The sequence below is a fragment of the Azotobacter armeniacus genome (assembly GCF_054779355.1).
Map to the genome: position 1 here is coordinate 12628 of NZ_BAAGYK010000029.1, position 19585 is coordinate 32212.

Below are 19585 nucleotides of genomic sequence, written 5' to 3' on the forward strand. Positions count from 1 at the left end.
ATGAGCGCCAGGCAGCATGGCCGTGGCATGGCATTGATGGTCGTGCTGCTGGTTGTGGCATTGATATCCATTATCGCGACCCACTTGGGATCGCTGGTACAACTCAATATCCAGCAGGCGAGTAACCGCGAACAATATCAACAGGCGTATTGGTTTGCCCTGGGGGGTGAAAGACTGGCGCGGGGACTTATAGAGTCGGCCATAAAGGCCGACCATCGTATTCACTTGAGTCAGGCCTGGGCCAATCCGCGGATCAGCTATCCCATCGATGGCGGCCACATAAAAGTCAGCATTCAGGACCAGGCTGCCTGCTTCAATCTCAATGTGCTGAGCAGTCTGAACACGCCTCAGGACGGTCCCCAGACCGAACAGCCACTGCCTTTGCGTCAGCTTGTTCATTTAATGAAAGAACTGGGCGCCAGCGAGTACCAGATATCGCAACTCGTTGAACCATTACGCGACTGGCTTGACAACGATACTCTTCCAACTGGACTCAAGGGGGCTGAAGACCTGTTCTACACCAATCTGGACCCAGCCTATCTGCCGGCGAATGGCCCGTTGACAGATCTAACGGAGCTCAATTTCATCGATGGATTTCGCCATATGGCACACCAGAGCCGCGATGAGGAACAGGGTTTTCTGGAGAGGCTTCGCCCTTTTCTATGCGTCCTGCCCGGCGTCAAGCCGCTGGTCAACTTGAATACGGTAAAACCGGAACAAGCGCCGCTATTGTCGGCCTTGTTCGAGGGACAGGTGCCAACTACGCAATTGATTCAGTGGTTGAGTGATCGACCTGTCGAGGGCTTTCAGCGTATAGATGAGTTCCGAAAACTGCTGGAAGTTGAAAGCATGCTCACAAGCGGCATCGAAGCAGTCATCAGAACCCAGCTTAAAGTCACTTCCGAATTTTTTCTGGCCCGGATAGAGGTCAACTATCATGACGCGAACCTGGTATTGCATACACGAATCCATGTGCAAAATGGTGCATCTGTAGTGTATCAACGCCACTATGGAGCTTTTAATGAGTGAATTTCTGCTGGTGAGTCTCGGGCACCAGCCTGAGGAGCCTGTCGAGTGGCTGGTTTGGAACCCGGACGAATCCCGTTGCGTTGCATCAGGGCAGCTTGCTCACGCTGGCGAACTTCCACAACTGGCTCAACAGGCTCGCACCTATCCCTGTTATGTACTGGTGCCCCAAGAGCAGGTATTCGTGACCGAAGTCAAACTTCCAAACTCCAGCCGTGCCGCTTTAAGCGCCATTCCCTACCAGCTGGAAGAGCAACTTTGTGATGACCCTGCCCTGTTGCATTTTGCAGTTGGCACTCCCCGTGCCGAATGCAAATACTCGGTTGCGATCATCGCTCGCACATTGATCGGATATTGGCGCGACCAGTTACTGTCGGCTTCAATTCCGGTAAAAGCGATGTTTGCCGATGCCCAGAGCCTGCAATATGATCCGGAGCAACTGACAGCAATACCTCAGGGTGAACGCCTGCTCATAAATGGTGCTGAATTTTTCGGCCTCGCGCTTACAAAGCAGGAGCTGGATAGCTGGCGTCCAATCCTGGAACGGCGGAGCCCCTTGGAAGTGTTGTCAGCCGATCAGGGCGACTCGCCACTGACGCCTTTGGCAGCGCGGCTATCGATGGAACATGCCATCAACTTGCTGCAGGGCGAGTACAAGTTGCAAGATCCGACTCGGGAATTGCTGCGCAACTGGAGGATTCCTGCAGCGCTGGGATTGATGTTGTTAACATTGACTTTCGTCTCCCTGGGTATCGAAAACTATCGCTTGTCAAAACAGAAGTCGGCTCTTGATCAGGAGGTTGTCGACCTGTTCCGTGAAGCATTTCCGGACGTGCGGAGAGTCGTGGATCCGCGGGTACAGATGGAGCAGAAACTCAATGAACTTCGTCAACATCGGCAAGGCTCACGGTTTTTACGACTGCTCGAAAAAGCTGTCCCGGCACTTCAGAAGCATGAATCCGTCCGAGTGACCGGCATGCGCTATGCGCAAAACAATCGGATATTGGAGCTGGAATTGGAATCAGCCGCTGCCCCTGCCCTCGAGAAACTCGCTGCCGCGCTGAAGCAGGACGGATTACAGGCCCAGCTTGGCCAGACGCACACTCGCCAGCAGAACACTACCGCGCAGATAACCATACAAGGGATCGAATAAATGATCAGGGCTTGGGTGCTTAGGCTTAACGATCGAGAAAAACTGCTCCTTGCCGGAGGAGCACTGCTGTCTCTTGCAATCTTGCTTTACCTGATCGTGTGGCGTCCCATGACTGCAGAGCAGTCGCGCTTGCAGGAACAAGTGGATAGAAAACAGGCACTGGTCGTTTGGATGAGAGCTGCGACTGAAGAAGCGAAACGACTACAGCAATCCGGCAATCCGCCACTGCCCAGCAACAAGCCCCTGGAGCAACTGATTGCAGACCACATATCCCGCATGAGACTCAAAACGGAACGCTTGACGAAGAGCGGCGATAGCGAAGTTACGCTATTCATTGACAAGGCTGAGTTCAATCAGATTCTTCAATTTATGGAGCAAACAAGTCGGGAGGGTGTTCGGCTGGTCAAGGCCGACCTGCATACCGCCGCTTCGCCTGGCAGGGTGAATGTACAGATGACGCTTTCGAAATGATGCCTTGCAACTATCAAGAAGGCCCCTAAATAGACTCCCCAAATTCCTTGCCATAAATCGGTCATATCAAACCGCCTCCAATACCTGGGTTCGCCCCTACCGATCATCGCGGCGCAGGGGCGAATACGTTCAACAGCTCACCCGCTCTCAGGCCAAGGCCTTCTCGAACACCTTCGACTGGCGCTGAAAGTTGTACAGCGAGGCGCGCGCCGCCGGCAGGCGTTCGACGCCGCTGGGCTGGAAGCCGCGCTCGCGGAACCAGTGGGCAGTGCGGGTGGTGAGCACGAACAGGGCCTTCAGACCGAGCGCGCGGGCGCGCGCCTCGATGCGTTCGAGCAGCTCGTCGCCGCGCCCACCGTGGCGGTAGTCAGGGCTCACCGCCAGGCAGGCCAGCTCGCCGGTCTCGGAGTCGGCGATCGGATAGAGCGCGGCGCAGGCGATGATCAGGCCGTCGCGTTCGACAATGCTGAACTGGCCGATCTCCCGCTCCAGTACCTCGCGCGAGCGGCGCACCAGGATGCCCTGCTCCTCCAGCGGACGGATCAGCTCGAGCAGCCCGCCGACGTCCTCGATGGTCGCCTCGCGCAGCTTTTCGAACTGTTCCTGGGTGACCAGGGTGCCGCCGCCCTCGCGGGTGAACAGCTCGGTGAGCAGCGCGCCGTCCTCGGCATAGCTGACCATGTGGCTGCGCGGCACCCCCGCGCGGCAGGCCTGGGCTGCGGCATCGAGCAGCTCGGCCTGGTAGTCGCCGCCGAGACGCGCGAGGTGCGCCGGGACCTGCTGCGGGCGCAGTTCGCGGATCAGCGCGCCGTGCTCGTCGAGCAGGCCCGACTCTAGGCCGAACAGCAGCAGCTTGTCGGCGCCCAGGTCAATGGCCGCGCGGGTCGCCACGTCCTCGCAGGCGAGGTTGAAGATTTCCCCGGTGGGCGAATAGCCCAGCGGCGAAAGGAGTACGATGGCGCGCTCGTCGAGCTGGCGGCCGATACCCTTGCGGTCGATGCGCCGCACCTCGCCGGTATGCAGGTAGTCGATGCCGTCGACCACGCCGATCGGTCGGGCGGTGACGAAGTTGCCACCGACCACGCGCAGCCGGGCGCCCTGCATCGGCGAGGCGGCCATGTCCATCGACAGGCGCGCCTCGATGGCCAGACGCAGGCTGCCGACCGCCTCGACCACACAGTCCAGGGTCGGCGCATCGGTGATCCGCAGGCCACGGTGGTAGCGTGGGGTCAGCCCGCGGGCGGCGAGGCGCGCCTCGATCTGCGAGCGCGAGCCGTGCACCAGCACCAGGCGCACGCCGAGGCTGTGCAGCAGCACCAGGTCATGGACGATGTTGCCGAAGTTGGGATGCTCGACGCCCTCGCCCGGCAGCATGACCACGAAGGTGCGCTCGCGGTGGGCATTGATATAGGGCGAAGCGTGGCGGAGCCAGTTGACGTAGTCGCGCATGGAAAACCTGTCGATGGAAAACGCGTATCTGCGGTCGTGTGTAGGAGCGAGGCAATAATGCCCAATCAGTAGGGTGGATGGCCGGAGCCATCCACCATGGTGGACAAGCCTGCGGCGTTGTCCACCCTACGAACTGCGCCGCTCAGGCGGGATTCAGACAATAATGCCCGATCAGCTGGCGTAGCAGACGCACGGTCGGCTCGATCCGCGCCAGCTCCAGGTACTCGTCCGGCTGGTGGGCGCAGGCGATATCGCCGGGGCCGAGCACCAGGGTCTCGCAGCCGAGCTGCTGCAGGTAGGGCGCCTCGGTAGCGAAGGCCACCGCTTCCGCCCGGTGCCCGGTGAGGAACTCGGCGAACCGCACCAGCTCGCTGCTGGCGGCCTCTTCGAAGGGCGGCACTCCGGGGAACAGCGGGGCGAAATCGACGCGCACGGCATGTCGCTCGGCCACCGGGCGCAGTTTCCGGCGGATAGCCGCGCGCAACTGCTCGGGGTCCATGCCCGGCAGCGGGCGCAGATCGAACTCCAGGGCGCACTGCCCGCAGATGCGGTTGGGGTTATCGCCACCGTGGATGCAGCCGAGGTTCAGGGTCGGCTGCGGCACGTTGAACAGTGGATTGCTGAACTCCCGCTGCCACTGCCCGCGCAGCGTCAACAACGCGCCGATGGCCTCGTGCATGGCCTCCAGGGCGCTGTGCCCGAGGCTCGGGTCGGAGGAATGACCACTGTGTCCCTGGATGTCGATGCGCTCCATCATCACCCCCTTGTGCAGGCGGATGGGTTTGAGGCCAGTCGGCTCGCCGATCACCGCGGCCCGTCCCAGCGGGCGACCTGCAGCGGCCAGAGCGCGGGCACCGGACATCGAGCTTTCCTCATCGCAGGTGGCGAGGATCAATAGCGGCTGGCGGAACGGCTGGTCAAGCAGCGGCTTGACCGCCTCGATCATCAGCGGGAAGAAACCCTTCATGTCGCAGCTGCCGAGGCCGTACCAGCGGTCGTCGCGCTCGGCGAGGACCAGCGGATCGCTGCGCCACAAGGCGGCGTCGAAGGGCACGGTGTCGCTGTGGCCGGCCAGCACCAGGCCGCCGGGGCCGCTGCCGTAAGTGGCCAGCAGGTTGCACTTGCCGGGGGCGATGTCCTGGATCTCGCAGGCGAAGCCGAGGTCGCCGAGCCAGCCGGCCAGGCGCTCGATCAGCGGACGGTTGGGCAGATCCAGGGATGCCTGGGTACAGCTCACCGATGGCAGGGAGATCAGCTCGGCGAACTGCTGCTTGAGACTGGGAAGGGGCATGGCGGGCACTCGGGAAACGGTACCTTGCATGATAGGTCGCATGGGCCGAGGGGGAAACCAGCCCCTCTCCCATGCATGGGAGAGGGGAGCAGTCCGCGCAGACCGCCCGGGGAAGGTTCCGTCAGACGAAGATCGCCTGGAGTACGGTGAAGAAGATGATCGCCAGGATCGCACCGGCCGGCAGGGTGACGATCCAGGACACGAAGATCGAGCCGATCACGCCGAGGTTCAGCGCACCGATGCCGCGGGCGATGCCGATGCCCAGCACGGCGCCGACCAGGGTGTGGGTGGTGGACACCGGCAGGCCGATGGCCGAGGCGCCGACCACGGTGGAGGCGGTGGCCAGCTCGGCGGCGAAGCCGCGGCTCGGGGTCAGCTCGGTGATTTCCTTGCCGATGGTGGCGATCACCTTGTAGCCGTAGGTGACCAGGCCGATGACGATGCCGACGGCGCCGAGCAGCAGCACCCAGCCCGGCACCGCCGACTTGACGCCGATCGCCTCGGCGCCCTGGGAGTGGATCACGCCGACAATGGCAGCCAGCGGACCGACCGCGTTGGCCACGTCGTTGGCACCGTGGGCGAAGGCCATGGAGCAGGCGGTGAACACCATCAGCACGGCGAACACCTTCTCCACGCTGGCATAGTGGAAACCCTTGTCCGCCTCGGCATCTACCTGGATGCGGCTGAGGATGGTCATGCCCAGCAGCATCACCAGCACGCCGATGCCGATCGCCAGCAGGATGCCCTGATTGCTGCTCAGGTGCAGGCCGACATGCTTGAGGCCCTTGGTCACGGTCATCAGCGCGACCATGAAGCCGGTGAGGAACATGTAGAAAGGCACGAAGCGCTTGGCGTTGCGAAACGGCGCATCGGTGTCGATGATCAGTTTCTGCACGCTCATAAACAGGCCGAAGGCGACCAGGCCGGAGAGGAACGGGGTGACCACCCAGCTGGCGACGATCGGGCCGATGGCACTCCAGTGCACCGCCTCCATGGACACGCCGACCGCGGCGAAGCCAATCACCGCACCGACGATGGAATGAGTGGTGGACACCGGCCAGCCCTTGAGCGAAGCGACCAGCAGCCAGGTGCCGGCGGCCAGCAGCGCCGACAGCATGCCCAGCACCATCAGGTCGGGGGTAATGACCGTGGCGTCAACGATGCCGTTCTTGATGGTTTCGGTCACCTCGCCGCCGGCCAGGTAGGCGCCGCAGAACTCGAAGATCATGGCGACGAAGATTGCCTGCCTGATGGTCAGCGCGCGCGAGCCGACCGAAGTGCCCATGGCGTTGGCCACGTCGTTGGCGCCGACGCCCCAGGCCATGAAGAAACCGAACGCACAGGCGAGCAGAAGCAGGACGAAACCATGGTCCGCAATAAGTGACATGAGATTGAATACCTTTAAAACGCAGAAAGAACCTTGGCGCTTCAGCGCGCCAGCAGTTGCTCCAGACGGCCGCCGACGCGCTCGGCCCTATCGGCGACCTCGCCAACCCACTCGATGATGGTGTAGAGGAACATCACATCGACGGGCGGCAGTTCGCCTTCCAGCTTGAACAGGGCGCGACGCACCTCGATCTGCAGGCGGTCGGTGTCCTCCTCGATCGCCTCCAGCTCCTCGACCATGGCCACCACCAGGCTCGCCTCGCGACCGGCGAAGCCGGCCTCGAGCAGCTCGTCCAGCTCGTTCATCGCCTTCAGCGCCTGGGCGCTGGCATCCACGCAACGCTGCACGTAGGTCAGCATCAGCGGCTGCAGGGCGGGCGGAATGATCATCTGGCGGCCGAGCATGAGCCCGGCGATGTCCTTGGCGCGGTTGGCGACTTTGTCCTGTACACTCAGCAGCTCGAGCAGATCCGAGCGCGGCACCGGCAGGAACAGGCTCTTGGGCAGATGAATGCGCACGCTCTTCTTGAGCTGGTCGGCCTCCTTTTCCAGACGCACCATTTCCTGCTGCTCCTGCTCCACCCGGACCCAGTCCTGAGCCATCACCGCCTCGAACAGCGGTATCAGGTGCGCTGCACACTCGTGCGCCTTGGCGATATGCTGCTGCATCGGGCCGATGGGCGAGCGACCGAACAAGCTGACGAAGGGATTGGTTGGCATAGGGTCGACCCCATCCTCAAAAAAGGCGGCAAGTATACGGATCGTCCCGGACAGCCGCCAGAAAATGTCATATTCCTGAAACATTCCAATGATAGGCGCCTGAAGCCACTACCATGGTCAAAGAAACCGAAATCAAGCTGCGCGTCAGCCGCGCCACCCTCGCCGCCCTGCGCGAGCATCCCCTGCTGAAAGCGCGCAGCGAGAGCGGCTGGCAGCGCCACGAGCTGTTCAACCAGTACTACGACACCGCGGCGCGGGATCTGGCCCGCGCACGGGTCGCCCTGCGCCTGCGGCGCGACGGCGAACAGTACATCCAGACCCTGAAGAGCCGCGGGCAGAGCGTTGCCGGGCTGTCCGAGCGCAACGAATGGGACTGGTACCTGGACCAACCCAGTCTGGACCCGGACCGACTGGACGACCAGTGCTGGCCGACGGAGCTGGCCGGACTGGACAAGACCCTCCTGCAGCCGATCTTCAGCACCGACTTCGTCCGCGAGAAGGCCGATCTCGTCTGGCAGCGCGATCAGCAGCGGGTGGCCGTCGAAGCGGCGCTGGATCTGGGCAGGGTGATCGCTGGCCCGCGCGAGGAGGAAATCTGCGAGCTGGAGCTGGAACTGCGCGAGGGCGAGCCCGCCGCACTGCTGGAGCTGGCCCTCGCCCTGGCCGCCGACCTGCCACTGATGCCCTGCGACATCAGCAAGGCCGAGCGCGGCTACCGCCTGTTCGACCCGGCCAGCTACGCCCTCGCCCTGCCGGCGCCGACACCGAACGCGGAGACTCCGCTGGACGCGGCCTTCGCGGCGCTGGCCTGGCACCTGCTCGGCAGCAGCCAGCGGCTGGCCGAACAGTACCGCTTCAGCGGCCACTGGAAGCTGCTGGAGCAGTGGCTCGCCCAACTGATCGACCTGCGCGCCCTGCTCGGCAGCCTCGGCCAGGCTGCCCCGCGGGCCAGCTCCAGCGGGCTGCGCGGCGCGCTGGACGCCCTGATCAAGGACTGGCGGCCACAGCTGCTGGCCGGCCAGGACGACGAAGCCTCGCGCCAGGCGGCCCCGGCCCGCTTCGCCGCCGAACTGGAGCAGACCCGCTGGGGGCTGTTTTCGCTGGAGGCCTCGCGCTGGCTGCTGGCGCGCTCCTGGACCGCCCAGCGCAACGCCGCCGGCCAGCGCCAGGGTGCCGCGCCGCTGGGCCGCTGGCTGGCGCACCTGCTGGCGGACGAGGCGCGGGAGCTGCCGCTGGCGCGCTACCGGCAACAGCCAGAAGGTCTAACGGAGCAACTTCCGCGTCTCGAGCGTGTGCTAGTCTGGCTGCGCCTTGCCCGTGGCGTGCTGGAAATGCCCGAGCCAGACCGCCTGTACGGCGAACTGGTCAAGCTCGGCGAGCTGGCTGCCCGCCCGCTGGATGACGCCCTGCGCGAGCGCCGTGCCGCCCAGGCGCAGACCGTGGCGACCCTGAAACCCTGGAAAGCGCTGCTGAAATAGGCCTCCCGCCGGCAGGGCGAGCCCCTGCCGCGCGATTCCGTACGGACGCACGCAATGCTCAAGCAAAGCCTCAAATCGATTTTCGCCACCTGGCTGACCGGCCTGCTGGCCCTCCTGCCGCTGACCCTGACCCTGGTGCTGCTGGCCTGGATCATCAGCCTGCTGAACCGCCTGATCGGCCCCTCCACCCTCGCCGGGCAGATCTCCGCCGGCCTCGGCCAGTACTTCGTGAGCAATCCATCGCTGGCCTACCTGTTCGGCGGCCTGGTGCTGCTGGCCTGCCTCTACCCGCTGGGCCTCGCCGTGCAGTTGGGCCTGCGCCGGCCGCTGGCCCGGCTGATCGACGTCACTCTGCGCCGCACCCCGCTGATCGGCCAGCTCTACAACCTGGCGGACCGCTTCGTCGCCCTGCTGGACAAGAACAATAACCCCGACATCGGCGCCATGAGCCCGGTCTGGTGCTTTTTCGGCGGCGACGGCGCCGCCGTGCTGGCGCTGCAGCCGAGTCCCACGCCGATCGAGATCGAGGGCCGCAGCTACCACGCCATCCTGGTGCCCACCGCCCCCATCCCGGTCGGCGGCGGGCTGCTCTACGTGCCGGTGGAGTGGGTGCGCCCGGCGCACATGGGGATCGAGGAGCTGACCAGCATCTATGTCTCCATGGGCCTCACGCCCCCCTCGAAAGCCAAGGCCAGGCGGGGCCAGACTCTCAGCCTGGATCACGGAAAAAGTCTCTGAGGGCCACCCCTTTCAAGGTCTTGCACTTTCCCATGGGGGAGAGCCGGAGGAGAGAGGTTGATACCGCTTCGGTAGGAGCGAATTTATTCGCGATGCTTCTGCTCTTGCCGCCAATCACAGATAAATCTGCTCCTACAGCCTTGCCGGCAAGCAGCCGATCGGCGTTCGGCCGAAGACCTTGAAAGGGCTGCCTCTGAGGGCGGCCATCGCTTCGCCTCGGCGGCCCCATCGGGCATGCTGGAGTGAGACGCAGAACCACCGAGACCCCGCATGCCTTCCATCGCTTCTTCCACCGAGGACCGCTGGCTCGACCTGGGCGACCTGCTGCGCGAACTGGTCGCCCGCGGCCGGATCGGCCAGGACAGCGCCGAGCAGTGCCTGGCGATCCGCCGCAGCGCAGTGAGCAATCAGCAGCATCCGCTGGAATTCCTCGCCGCCCAGCAGCTCGACGACCGCTACCAGCCCGGTCGCAAGCTCGACCTGGAAAGCCTCACCCAGTGGTTGGCCGACTACGCCGGGCAGCCCTACCTGCGCATCGACCCGCTGAAGATCGACGTCGCCGCCATCACTCCATTGATGTCCTACGCCTTCGCCCAGCGCCACAAGATCCTCGCCGTGACGGTCGGCCCGGACAGCGTCACAGTCGCCAGCGCGCAGCCCTTCGTCAGCAGTTGGGAAGCCAACCTGACCCACGTGCTCCGACGGCCGATCCGCCGGGTGGTGGCCAATCCGGCGGAGATCCAACGCTTCGCCGTGGAGTTCTACCGCCTGGCCAAGTCGGTCAGCGGCGCTTCGGCCACGGACCAGAAGATCAGCGGTATCGGTAACTTCGAGCAGCTGCTCAAGCTCGGCGCGGCGGACCAGGAGCCGGACGCCAACGACGCGCACATCGTGACTATCGTCGACTGGCTGTTCCAGTACGCCTTCCAGCAGCGCGCCAGCGACATCCACATCGAGCCGCGCCGCGAGCAGGGCAGCGTGCGCTTTCGCATCGACGGCGTGCTGCACAACGTCTACCAGTTCCCGCCACAGGTGACCATGGCGGTCGTCAGCCGGCTGAAATCCCTCGGCCGGATGAATGTCGCCGAGAAACGCAAGCCGCAAGACGGCCGGGTCAAGACCAAAAACCCGGACGGCGGCGAGATCGAGCTGCGCCTCTCCACCCTGCCCACCGCCTTTGGCGAGAAGCTGGTGATGCGCATCTTCGATCCTGAGGTGCTGCTCAAGAGCTTCGACGCCCTCGGCTTCTCCGCCGACGACCTGCGCCGCTGGCAAAGCATGACCGGCCAGCCCAACGGCATCATCCTGGTCACCGGGCCGACCGGCTCGGGCAAGACCACTACCCTCTACAGCACGCTGAAACAATTGGCGACGCCCGAGGTCAACGTCTGCACCATCGAAGATCCCATCGAGATGATCGAGCCGGCGTTCAACCAGATGCAGGTGCAGCACAACATCGACCTGACCTTCGCCAGCGGCGTGCGCGCGCTGATGCGCCAGGACCCGGACATCATCATGGTCGGCGAGATCCGCGATCTGGAAACCGCCGAGATGGCCATCCAGGCGGCGCTCACCGGCCACCTGGTGCTCTCCACCCTGCACACCAACGACGCACCCAGCGCCATCACCCGCCTGCTCGAGCTGGGCGTGCCCTACTACCTGCTCAAGGCCACCCTGCTCGGCGTCATGGCCCAGCGCCTGGTACGCACCCTGTGCCCGCACTGCAAGGCACCGGTCGCGCTCGACGAGGCCGATTGGCAGGCGCTGACCCGCCCTTGGAACGCCCCGCTGCCGAGTGGCGCGCTCCAGGCGGTGGGCTGCCCGGAATGCCGCGACACCGGCTACCGCGGGCGTGCCGGGGTCTACGAAATCATGCTGCTGAACGATGCCATCAAGCCGCTGATCAGCGCCGACACCGACCTGCTCGCCCTGCGCCGCGCCGCCTTCAAGGACGGTATGCGCAGCCTGCGCCTGTCCGGCGCGCTGAAAGTTGCCGCCGGATCGACCACCCTGGAGGAGGTCATGCGAATCACCCCACAGAGCGAACAGCGCTAACCCGGCAGGATCACCCTCCGGCCTGCTGCCGTACCACCCGTCCACTGCCAGGGAGTCCCCATGCCAAGCCGTCGCATCGCCCGCCCCCATCCCGGTCCCGCCTGTGCCGGCCTGCGGAGCCGCGGATGCTGCTGAGCTGCCTGCAAGCGCTTTCGCCCTGGCACTGGCTGGGCCTCGGCATCCTGCTGCTGATCCTGGAAGTCTTCGACGCCGGCGGCTACCTGCTGTGGCTGGCCCTGGTCGCCACCGGCCTCGCCGTGCTGCTGCAGGTCCTGCCCGAGCTGTCCTGGCAACTGCAGCTGCTGCTGTTCGTCAGCCTGTCGACGCCACTGTTGCTGCTCTGGAAGCGCTGGCGCCGGCATCTGCTGGACCGCTGATCAGCGCCGACCACGCCCGCGCCTTCCGTCACGGAACTCGAACCGCACCGAAATGATCTCATTTAGGCATCATCCCCTGGAGTTTCCCATGAAAAGCACGATCGCCGGCTTTGCCGTCAGCCTCGCCATCTTTCCCTTCGGCACAGTGCAGGCCCACGATGATGACTTCCTTCGCGACATCATCTCTTCCGGCCTCACCACCGCCTCGACCTACATGACCGTCAAGGACGACAAGCTGATCGTCGCCGCCCAGGAGGATGCGGGCAGCTTCGTCGCCAGCGACGGACAGATCCGCGGTCCCTATCTGGAGGCGGCGCTGCAGCAGCTGCGCGAGATCAACCCGCAACTGCAGGCCAGCGACATGGAGCTGGCCAGCGCGATTCTCGCTAACCAGACCGGGGCCCCACTGCGTTTCGGCAGTAAATGAGCCCCCGCCTGAGCCACGGTAACAGCCGGGCGTTACCCACCGAGGCTCAGGGAACGCCCAGTTGTTACCCACACCCGCCATGTGGGTAGCGAATCTGGGTCGAACGGAAACACAATGACATCCCGTAGACTCCGCAGAAAATAACATTTTTTACAAGTTATTGATTTATATGACATTTATTTTTTTGGCACGGGTAATGCTCTATCTCTTGTACAACAAAAATAAAAAACAGCACCTATAAAACAAAAACATGAAACGACTCTGACATAACAAAAACAAGCACGACAGAGACGGCGCAAACTGATTTTTTTGGAGAGGATACGCGTTCAGGGGTCAAGACCCCGCAGCCGGACAGAGAACAATAAAACTACCTCGAGGTAGCGCCCGGACTGGTTGGATCACTTGGTGATCATCGCGATATCGGCGATCAAAGAAATACGTTTGCTCTTGGCCCCGGTTGGGGCTGACTGAAGCATCTTCTTCAGGGTGGCGGTCGACAAGAACAACAACTGATCGAGCACAAGAAGAACAAAGCACAAAGTCGATTAGGAGGGGAGCTCAGGCTCCCCTCTGTGCTTTCCGGCGAATCTACCCACTCCCCGAGGCGCTCCGCTCAATCCCGCGGCTTGCCGCCCGCCAGCTCCCCTTCCAGTTTCGCCAGCCGCTCCTCCAGTTCGCTGATGCGCGCCTCCAGCGCCTCGATCCGGGCATTCCCCGTCCCCTCGCTACCGGCCGCCTGGGTCGCACGCACTGCCAGCAGTTCCTTCAGATCCTCCGGGGTGCCCAGCAGGTGCATGTAGCGCTCCTCGCGCTGCCCCGACTGGCGTGGCAGTCGACAGACCAGCTCGTGGCCGATCAGCCGCTCCAGCTGGTGCTGCAGGTCTTCGTCATCGTCAAAGTCGTGCAGACGGGCGCTACGGGTCAGCAGTTCATTGACGGTCTGCGGACCGCGCAGCAACAGCAGCCCGATCAGTACCAGCTGCGGCGGCGTGAGCTGCAGGGCCTTGTCGAGGCGGTGCTCCCAGCGGTCCGCCCGACTGCCCATGACCAGCTGCAGCAGGGCGCGCCCCTCCAGCTGGCGCAGGCTCTGGCCAACCTGACCGGGGCTGAGGTTCATCACCGGCTCGCGGCTGGTCTTCTGGTTGCAGGCGAGCACCAGGGCATTGAGGGTCAGCGGGTAGCTTTCCGGCGTGGTCGCCTGCTTCTCGATCAGGCAGCCCAGAATGCGGACCTCGATGGCGTTGAGCGGTTCTTGTGCGGACTGCGCTTCGGGCCGGTCGGACATGGCGGGACATCCTCAATATGGAAAACCCCTAGCCTAGCGGGAGCGCCACTTCCTGAATACATCCAGGGGTCCCAACTTCAGGACAATAGCATGAACAACTTTCTCCCCCCTCCAGCATGCGGGAGAGGGAGTGAAGGCTGCGCCTGCCCCTTCATGCGATTGCCCTGGCCCCCACTTGCCGCATGCTGTGATCGAAAAAAGGGGGCTGCTATGATCCTCCGAGGATTTGTCGCAAGTCCCCCCGCAAAGCGACATGGACAAGGCAATGATGCACCCGACCCCCTCACCGCCAGGTCAGTTGCAGCTGAATGACGCCGGCCAGCCCCCCGGGCTGAGCATCGCCGGCGACTGGACGCTGCAGCACTACCCGCGCCTGAAGCGCGAGATCGAGCGCACCCGGCCGCAGCTCGATACTGCCTGCCCGGTTGCGCTGGACGACCTGGGCGCCCTCGACACTGCCGGCGCCAGCCTGCTGGTGGAGCTGCTCGGCCCCCAGCGCCTCGCGGACATCGCACGCTGGGCACCGCAGCTGCCGGCCGAGCGCCAGGCCCTGCTGCGCACGGTCGCCATGGCGGTCGCCGGCGTCGCCGCCGGCCCCGAAGAGGAACCGGAGCCATCCACCCTCAGGGACGAGCTGGCGCACATCGGCCGGGTCGTCGAGATGCTCTGGGAGCAGCAGCGCACACTGTACGGCTTCATCGGCCTGACCCTGAGCACCCTGCTGCTGACCCTGCCGCGCCCGCGGCGCTGGCGCATCACCCCACTGGTGGCGCACATCGAGCGGACCGGGCTGGACGCCGTGCCCATCGTCGCCCTGCTGACCTTCATGGTCGGAGCGGTGGTGGCCTTCCTTGGCGCCACCGTGCTCGGCCAGTTCGGCGCCACCATCTATACCGTCAACCTGGTGGCCTACTCCTTCCTGCGCGAGTTCGGCGTGCTGCTCTGCGCCATCCTGATGGCCGGCCGCACCGCCAGCGCCTTCGCCGCGCAGATCGGCGCGATGAAGGCCAACGAGGAAATCGACGCGATCCGCGCCCTCGGCCTCGACCCGGTCGAGCTGCTGGTACTGCCGCGGGTGCTGGCGATGCTGGTGACCCTGCCGATCCTCACCTTCATCGCCATGCTCTGCGGCATCCTCGGCGGCCTGGCGGTCTGCGTCCTGGCGCTGGACATCTCGCCGGTGCAGTACTTCGCCATCATCGAGCAGGAAATTCCGGTCAACCATTATCTGGTCGGCCTCGGCAAGGCTCCGCTGTTCGCCTTCCTGATCGCCGTGATCGGCTGCCTGGAGGGCTTCAAGGCCGGCGGCAGCGCCCAGTCGGTCGGCGAACACACCACCTCCAGCGTGGTGCAATCGATCTTCATGGTGATCCTGCTGGATGCCCTGGCCGCCCTGTTCCTCATGGAGATGGGCTGGTGAGCGCCGGCACGCCGCTGCAGGAGCCGCTGATCCGGGTGCGCGGTCTGGTCAACCGCTTCGGCCGGCAGACGGTGCACGACGGCCTCGACCTGGACATCCGCCGCGGCGAGATCCTCGGCGTGGTCGGCGGCTCGGGCACCGGCAAGTCGGTGCTGCTGCGCAGCATCGTCGGCCTGCACCGGCCCAGCGCCGGGCGGATCGAGGTGTTCGGCGAGGACCTGCTGAGCCTGCCGGCCACACAGCGCTCCCGGCTGGAACGGCGCTTCGGCGTGCTCTTCCAGCAGGGCGCCCTGTTCACCTCGCTGAACCTCGAGGAGAACGTCGCCCTGCCGCTGATCGAACATGCCGGATTGCCGCGCCCCGAGGCCGGGCACCTGGCCCGTCTCAAGCTGGCCCTCGCCGGGCTGCCGGCCAACGCCGCCTGCAAGTACCCGGACGAGCTGTCCGGCGGGATGATCAAGCGCGCCGCCCTGGCCCGCGCCCTGGCGCTGGACCCGGAGGTGCTGTTTCTCGACGAACCGACCGCCGGACTCGATCCGATCGGCGCGGCGGCCTTCGACCAGCTTATTCTCACCCTGCGCGACGCACTCGGCCTCAGCGTGTTCCTGGTCACCCACGACCTCGATACCCTCTATACCAGCTGCGACCGGGTCGCCGTGCTGGCACAGAAACGCGTGCTGGTCGCCGACCGCCTGGAAGTGGTGGCGGCCACCGACGATCCCTGGATCCGCGAATACTTCCACGGCCCGCGCGGCCGCGCGGCACACCAGGCCGCCGAACTGCAGGAGATCCCCTGATGGAAACCCGCGCTCATCATGTGCTGATCGGTCTGTTCACGGTCGTGGCAGTGTTCGCTGCCCTGCTTCTCGCCCTCTGGCTGAGCAAGTCCCGCCTGGACCGCGAGTTCGACCACTACGAGGTGCTGTTCAACCACTCGGTAAGCGGCCTGGGGGTCGGCAGCCCGGTGGAATACAGCGGCATCCGGGTCGGCGACGTGGAACAGCTCTGGCTCGATCCCGAGGACCCGCGCATGGCCCGCGCGCGCATCCGCCTCGACAGCGGCACGCCGATCAAGCGCGACACCCGCGCCCGCCTGCTGCTGACCAACATCACCGGCGCCCGCAGCATCCAGCTGTTCGGCGGCACGCCGCAAAGCCCGCCGCTCGAAGGCGAGGGCGGCAAGCCGCCGCTGATCGTTGCCGACCCCTCCCCGTTCAGCACCCTGCTAGACGAGGGCGAGGACGTGATGAGCAGCATCAACAGCATCCTGGCCGGCGCCAGCCAGCTCTTCTCGACCGAGAACGCCAGCCGCCTCGGCCGCACCCTGGAGCATCTCGAGCTAGCTACCGGCGCACTCGCCGAGCAGCGCACCGACCTGCGCCAGGCGGTGCAGCAGCTCAACCAGCTCGGCCAGCAGACCGGCATCCTGCTCGAGGAAATCACCCGCCTGGCGCGCAACGCCAACGGCCTGCTGGACGACAGCGGCCGCCAGCTGCTGGCCAGCGCACAACGCTCGATGGGCGCCCTCGAACGCAGCACCACACGCCTGGACCGCCTGCTGGAGAACAACCAGCAGGCCCTGAACAACGGCATGAACGGCATCGCCGACCTGGGCCCGGCGATCAGCGAGCTGCGCATGACCCTCGGCGGACTGCGCCGGGTCACTCGCCTCCTCGAAGACAACCCTTCCGGCTTCTTTCTCGGCCGGGAGCAGATGCAGGAGTTCACACCATGAGCCTCGGATCCCTCCGCCCCCTTGCCCTACTCGTTCTGCTCGGCAGCCTGACGGCCTGCTCGGTGCTGCCCGAGGCCGAGCAGATCCACGTCTACCGCCTGCCGGGCGCGCCGCTTCAGGCCCAGGCTGCCACCGCCCGTCTCGACCAGGCGCTGCGCATCGCTACCCCCAAGGCCGACCGCATGCTCGGCAGCGCGCGTATTGCGGTGGTACCGGAGGGCAATCGCATCAGCAGCTACCAGGGCGCCCGCTGGAGCGACGACGCCCCGACCTTACTGCGCGACCGGCTGATCGAGGCCTTCCGCGAGGACGGCCGGACGGCCTCGGTGAGCAGCGACGACAATCACCTGTATGCCGACCTGGAGCTACTCGGCGACCTGCGCGGCTTTCACAGCGAATACGCCGGCGGCAAGCCGCAGGTGCGGATCAGCCTTGACGTCAATCTGGTACACAGCGCCAGCCAGCGCATCCTTGCCAGCCGCCGCTTCGAGATACGCCAGCCCGCCCAGGATGAACAGCTCGACAGCGTGGTCGCTGCCTTCGGCACGGCCGGCGACCAGTTGAGCCGGCAGCTGGTGGACTGGACGCTGGCCCAGGGCGGACGCCTGGCCGGCCGCTAGCCCCCGCGAAGGGAACGCCGCTCAGCGTCTGGCGATGATGTACACCGCATGGATGATGCCCGGCAGGTAACCGAGCAGGGTCAGCAGGATGTTCAGCCAGAAAGCGCCGGCGAAGCCTACCTGCAGAAACACGCCGAGCGGCGGTAGCAGGATGGCGATAAGGATGCGCAACAAGTCCATGAAGGACTCCTCCATCAGTGCCCGGACGGGTCTTTCCTGAAGACCCGGCCCATTCTACAGGGTTCCTTGGCGCCCGCTGCCGACGCTGGCCATACTTGCCCGGCAGCCGGCACAGGAGTTCCCCCATGGCGACCACCCACCGCGATCTCGACGAAAACGGCCTGCTGATCGGCGTGCCACCGGAGCGCTTTCGCGAAGGCGCCATGCCGCTGCTGTTCGACCAGTTGAACACCCGCCGTGAAGACACCATCGCGGTCAAGCGCCAGGCGCAGATCGTCTGGATCAACGACAAGTACGCCGCCCGGCTGGGCGTGGCCGACCCGCGCGGCGTACTCGGCCGGCCCGTCGAGGAGATCCTTCCAGCCAGCCGGCTACATCAGGTCGCCTAGGGCGGCCAGCCGTCCCTGCTCGACCTGATGGCCTTCGGCGATGAGCACTTCGTGGTCACTCGGATGCCCCTGCGCGACAAATGCAGCACCCTGATCGGCGCCATCGGCTTCGTCCTGCTCGACCGGTCCCACCAGTTGGAGCCGCTGATCACCAAGTACAACCAGCCGCAGAACCGGCTGGCCGCCACCCAGTGCGAACTGGCTCAGGCGCGCCAGGCACGCTACAGCATTGCCAGCTTCATCGGTAGCAGCGCGGCCGCCAGCGAGCTCAAACGCCAAACCCGCCGCGCCGCGTAGCTGGACGCCACCTTGCTGCTGCGGGTACTGCAGGAGCAGGAGGTCGAGCCGCTCGGCTCGAACCGGGTGAAGCGGATCGACGTGCGGGTGATCGCCGCCACCCATGTCGATCTGGAGGCACGGGTTGCCGCCGGCACCTTCCGCAGCAACCTCTATTACCGCCTGAATGTACTGAACCTGCGTCTACCGCCGCTGCGCGAGCGCCGCGAAGACATCCGCCTGCTCGCTGAACACCTGCTCGATGAGATCGCCAGCCGCTCCGACCAGCCGCGCATCGAGCTGGACGAGGCGGCGCAGGATCTGCTGGCCGTCCAACCCTGGCCCGGCAATGTGCGGGAACTGGGCAACCTGCTGGAGCGCGCCCAACTACAGCCCCTCGGCCGCCAGGCACTGCTCGCCCTGCTCGACGGCGCGCCGCCTGCAACGGCATCCGGCGGCGTGCCTCGGCATTGCCCGCGCCAGCCTGTACAACAAGCTGCAACAGCACGGACTCGGCAAGCACTGAATAGCGGCGCCAGGGCAATCGCATGAACGACTTTCTTCCCTCTCCCATGCATGGGACGACTGCATGGATGCAGGAGGCCAAAGCCGAGGGGCCGGGGAAAAGGGCAAATGAGCAGCGATAGCCTGTTTTCCCTCTCCCCAGCCCTATCCCCACGCGGGAGAGAAAGCGAACGGCTGCACCAGCCCCTTCATGCGCTTGCCCTGACAGCGGCGCTGTCCACATGGATGGACAGCTGGTATTCCAGAAAACGGGATATGTCTTGCAAGCGGGACACCGTCGGCACATGTACCTCGCCAATATCCTGCATGATCAGCACCTTTAAGCGAAATTCACTGCCATTTATTGCTGATCCTCTACCGGCATGGTTCTCGCTAAAGATCCTGCAACTCCTAATCCCCACGGATTGCAACAGGACAGCGGCGATGCCCCCCGCGCGAAGGGTCGCCACGATTTAGCGTGAAGGTTGGGCAGCGGTCGGGCCCAGCCTCTTTTTTACCTCACGCGACCTCCCGCTGCTCGCCCCGGACTCCACTCACTCGCCAGCTACCCTATGTCATGCCATCGTCCCAGACAGATGCCCGGG

The 19585-nt window shown here is 64.9% G+C and carries 18 protein-coding genes and 1 pseudogene; 13 read left to right on the top strand and 6 right to left on the bottom strand.

The genetic code is table 11. The features are described from left to right. The 3 genes from gspK to gspM are packed head-to-tail and all read left to right on the top strand — an operon-like array spanning nt 1 to nt 2650. Entirely contained in the window at nt 1-1029 is a 1029-nt protein-coding gene (gspK, locus tag ACYVD0_RS06065) for a type II secretion system minor pseudopilin GspK (protein ID WP_460425981.1), read from the top strand. Then, complete coding sequence (gene gspL / locus ACYVD0_RS06070; RefSeq protein WP_460425982.1) at nt 1022-2179, top strand: type II secretion system protein L; 1158 nt, start codon at nt 1022-1024, stop codon at nt 2177-2179. Before gspK ends, gspL begins: the two co-directional genes overlap by 8 nt. Beyond that, on the top strand, nt 2180-2650 hold the full coding sequence (gene gspM, locus ACYVD0_RS06075; RefSeq protein ID WP_460425983.1) for a type II secretion system protein GspM: 471 nt from the start codon (nt 2180-2182) through the stop codon (nt 2648-2650). A gap of 147 nt (nt 2651-2797) precedes the next feature. On the opposite strand, the gene argA is transcribed toward gspM, so the two are convergent. The 4 genes from argA to ACYVD0_RS06095 form a co-directional block, all read right to left on the bottom strand. After that, nucleotides 2798-4099 (bottom strand): N-acetylglutamate synthase, encoded by a 1302-nt coding sequence (gene argA / locus ACYVD0_RS06080; RefSeq protein ID WP_460425984.1) that lies wholly within the window; start codon nt 4097-4099, stop codon nt 2798-2800. Between the two features lie 142 nt (nt 4100-4241). Continuing rightward, nucleotides 4242-5390, bottom strand: coding sequence for an acetylornithine deacetylase (argE, locus tag ACYVD0_RS06085; RefSeq protein ID WP_460425985.1), 1149 nt, complete (start codon nt 5388-5390; stop codon nt 4242-4244). 121 nt (nt 5391-5511) lie between these two features. Continuing rightward, entirely contained in the window at nt 5512-6777 is a 1266-nt protein-coding gene (locus tag ACYVD0_RS06090; RefSeq protein WP_460425986.1) for an inorganic phosphate transporter, read from the bottom strand. 41 nt (nt 6778-6818) lie between these two features. Beyond that, nucleotides 6819-7496, bottom strand: a complete 678-nt coding sequence (locus tag ACYVD0_RS06095) for a TIGR00153 family protein (protein ID WP_460425987.1) — start codon at nt 7494-7496, stop codon at nt 6819-6821. A 113-nt stretch (nt 7497-7609) separates the two neighbouring features. Here ACYVD0_RS06095 and ACYVD0_RS06100 point away from each other — a divergent pair, with 113 nt between their 5' ends. The 5 genes from ACYVD0_RS06100 (at nt 7610) to ACYVD0_RS06120 (ending at nt 12571) form a co-directional block, all read left to right on the top strand. Continuing rightward, on the top strand, nt 7610-8974 hold the full coding sequence (locus tag ACYVD0_RS06100) for a CYTH domain-containing protein (RefSeq protein WP_460425988.1): 1365 nt from the start codon (nt 7610-7612) through the stop codon (nt 8972-8974). Nucleotides 8975-9028: 54 nt separating this feature from the next. After that, a complete protein-coding gene (locus ACYVD0_RS06105) occupies nt 9029-9712 on the top strand; it encodes a DUF502 domain-containing protein (protein WP_460425989.1) in 684 nt (227 codons plus the stop codon). A gap of 270 nt (nt 9713-9982) precedes the next feature. After that, nucleotides 9983-11767 carry a GspE/PulE family protein gene (locus ACYVD0_RS06110; RefSeq protein ID WP_460425990.1) on the top strand — a complete coding sequence of 595 codons (1785 nt, stop codon included), beginning with the start codon at nt 9983-9985 and terminating at the stop codon, nt 11765-11767. A gap of 125 nt (nt 11768-11892) precedes the next feature. Beyond that, a complete protein-coding gene (locus tag ACYVD0_RS06115; protein WP_460425991.1) occupies nt 11893-12144 on the top strand; it encodes an NfeD family protein in 252 nt (83 codons plus the stop codon). 88 nt (nt 12145-12232) lie between these two features. Next, nucleotides 12233-12571 carry a DUF2388 domain-containing protein gene (locus tag ACYVD0_RS06120; protein WP_460425992.1) on the top strand — a complete coding sequence of 113 codons (339 nt, stop codon included), beginning with the start codon at nt 12233-12235 and terminating at the stop codon, nt 12569-12571. 613 nt (nt 12572-13184) lie between these two features. On the opposite strand, the gene ACYVD0_RS06125 is transcribed toward ACYVD0_RS06120, so the two are convergent. Then, the gene (locus tag ACYVD0_RS06125) at nt 13185-13856 is read right to left on the bottom strand and encodes a YceH family protein (RefSeq protein WP_460425993.1); all 672 of its coding nucleotides are present in this window, start codon (nt 13854-13856) and stop codon (nt 13185-13187) included. Between the two features lie 268 nt (nt 13857-14124). Here ACYVD0_RS06125 and ACYVD0_RS06130 point away from each other — a divergent pair, with 268 nt between their 5' ends. From ACYVD0_RS06130 to ACYVD0_RS06145, 4 genes are read left to right on the top strand one after another with little or no spacing between them, the layout of a single operon-like run. Further along, nucleotides 14125-15276, top strand: coding sequence for an MlaE family ABC transporter permease (locus tag ACYVD0_RS06130; protein ID WP_460426059.1), 1152 nt, complete (start codon nt 14125-14127; stop codon nt 15274-15276). After that, nucleotides 15273-16073, top strand: a complete 801-nt coding sequence (locus ACYVD0_RS06135) for an ABC transporter ATP-binding protein (protein WP_460425994.1) — start codon at nt 15273-15275, stop codon at nt 16071-16073. Before ACYVD0_RS06130 ends, ACYVD0_RS06135 begins: the two co-directional genes overlap by 4 nt. Next, nucleotides 16073-17011 carry an MlaD family protein gene (locus ACYVD0_RS06140; RefSeq protein WP_460425995.1) on the top strand — a complete coding sequence of 313 codons (939 nt, stop codon included), beginning with the start codon at nt 16073-16075 and terminating at the stop codon, nt 17009-17011. The genes ACYVD0_RS06135 and ACYVD0_RS06140 overlap by 1 nt, the downstream gene beginning before the upstream one ends. Then, entirely contained in the window at nt 17008-17631 is a 624-nt protein-coding gene (locus tag ACYVD0_RS06145; protein WP_460425996.1) for an ABC-type transport auxiliary lipoprotein family protein, read from the top strand. Before ACYVD0_RS06140 ends, ACYVD0_RS06145 begins: the two co-directional genes overlap by 4 nt. A 21-nt stretch (nt 17632-17652) precedes the next feature. Here the strand turns inward: ACYVD0_RS06145 and ACYVD0_RS06150 are convergent, their stop codons facing one another. Continuing rightward, the gene (locus tag ACYVD0_RS06150) at nt 17653-17811 is read right to left on the bottom strand and encodes a YqaE/Pmp3 family membrane protein (protein WP_012699156.1); all 159 of its coding nucleotides are present in this window, start codon (nt 17809-17811) and stop codon (nt 17653-17655) included. A gap of 125 nt (nt 17812-17936) precedes the next feature. Here ACYVD0_RS06150 and ACYVD0_RS06155 point away from each other — a divergent pair. Continuing rightward, nucleotides 17937-19002: pseudogene (locus tag ACYVD0_RS06155) on the top strand (sigma 54-interacting transcriptional regulator). The last annotated feature ends 583 nt before the right edge of the window (nt 19003-19585 follow it).

What these genes read in the sequence shown, in the direction of transcription:
- ACYVD0_RS06090 (WP_460425986.1), bottom strand. Translation starts at nt 6,777, where the DNA reads ATGTCACTTATTGCGGACCATGGTTTCGTCCTGCTTCTGCTCGCCTGT.
- ACYVD0_RS06150 (WP_012699156.1), bottom strand. Translation starts at nt 17,811, where the DNA reads ATGGACTTGTTGCGCATCCTTATCGCCATCCTGCTACCGCCGCTCGGC.
- argA (WP_460425984.1), bottom strand. Translation starts at nt 4,099, where the DNA reads ATGCGCGACTACGTCAACTGGCTCCGCCACGCTTCGCCCTATATCAAT.
- gspL (WP_460425982.1), top strand. Translation starts at nt 1,022, where the DNA reads ATGAGTGAATTTCTGCTGGTGAGTCTCGGGCACCAGCCTGAGGAGCCT.
- ACYVD0_RS06095 (WP_460425987.1), bottom strand. Translation starts at nt 7,496, where the DNA reads ATGCCAACCAATCCCTTCGTCAGCTTGTTCGGTCGCTCGCCCATCGGC.
- argE (WP_460425985.1), bottom strand. Translation starts at nt 5,390, where the DNA reads ATGCCCCTTCCCAGTCTCAAGCAGCAGTTCGCCGAGCTGATCTCCCTG.
- ACYVD0_RS06100 (WP_460425988.1), top strand. Translation starts at nt 7,610, where the DNA reads ATGGTCAAAGAAACCGAAATCAAGCTGCGCGTCAGCCGCGCCACCCTC.
- gspM (WP_460425983.1), top strand. Translation starts at nt 2,180, where the DNA reads ATGATCAGGGCTTGGGTGCTTAGGCTTAACGATCGAGAAAAACTGCTC.
- ACYVD0_RS06140 (WP_460425995.1), top strand. Translation starts at nt 16,073, where the DNA reads ATGGAAACCCGCGCTCATCATGTGCTGATCGGTCTGTTCACGGTCGTG.
- ACYVD0_RS06125 (WP_460425993.1), bottom strand. Translation starts at nt 13,856, where the DNA reads ATGTCCGACCGGCCCGAAGCGCAGTCCGCACAAGAACCGCTCAACGCC.
- gspK (WP_460425981.1), top strand. Translation starts at nt 1, where the DNA reads ATGAGCGCCAGGCAGCATGGCCGTGGCATGGCATTGATGGTCGTGCTG.
- ACYVD0_RS06110 (WP_460425990.1), top strand. Translation starts at nt 9,983, where the DNA reads ATGCCTTCCATCGCTTCTTCCACCGAGGACCGCTGGCTCGACCTGGGC.
- ACYVD0_RS06130 (WP_460426059.1), top strand. Translation starts at nt 14,125, where the DNA reads ATGCACCCGACCCCCTCACCGCCAGGTCAGTTGCAGCTGAATGACGCC.
- ACYVD0_RS06120 (WP_460425992.1), top strand. Translation starts at nt 12,233, where the DNA reads ATGAAAAGCACGATCGCCGGCTTTGCCGTCAGCCTCGCCATCTTTCCC.
- ACYVD0_RS06105 (WP_460425989.1), top strand. Translation starts at nt 9,029, where the DNA reads ATGCTCAAGCAAAGCCTCAAATCGATTTTCGCCACCTGGCTGACCGGC.
- ACYVD0_RS06145 (WP_460425996.1), top strand. Translation starts at nt 17,008, where the DNA reads ATGAGCCTCGGATCCCTCCGCCCCCTTGCCCTACTCGTTCTGCTCGGC.
- ACYVD0_RS06115 (WP_460425991.1), top strand. Translation starts at nt 11,893, where the DNA reads ATGCTGCTGAGCTGCCTGCAAGCGCTTTCGCCCTGGCACTGGCTGGGC.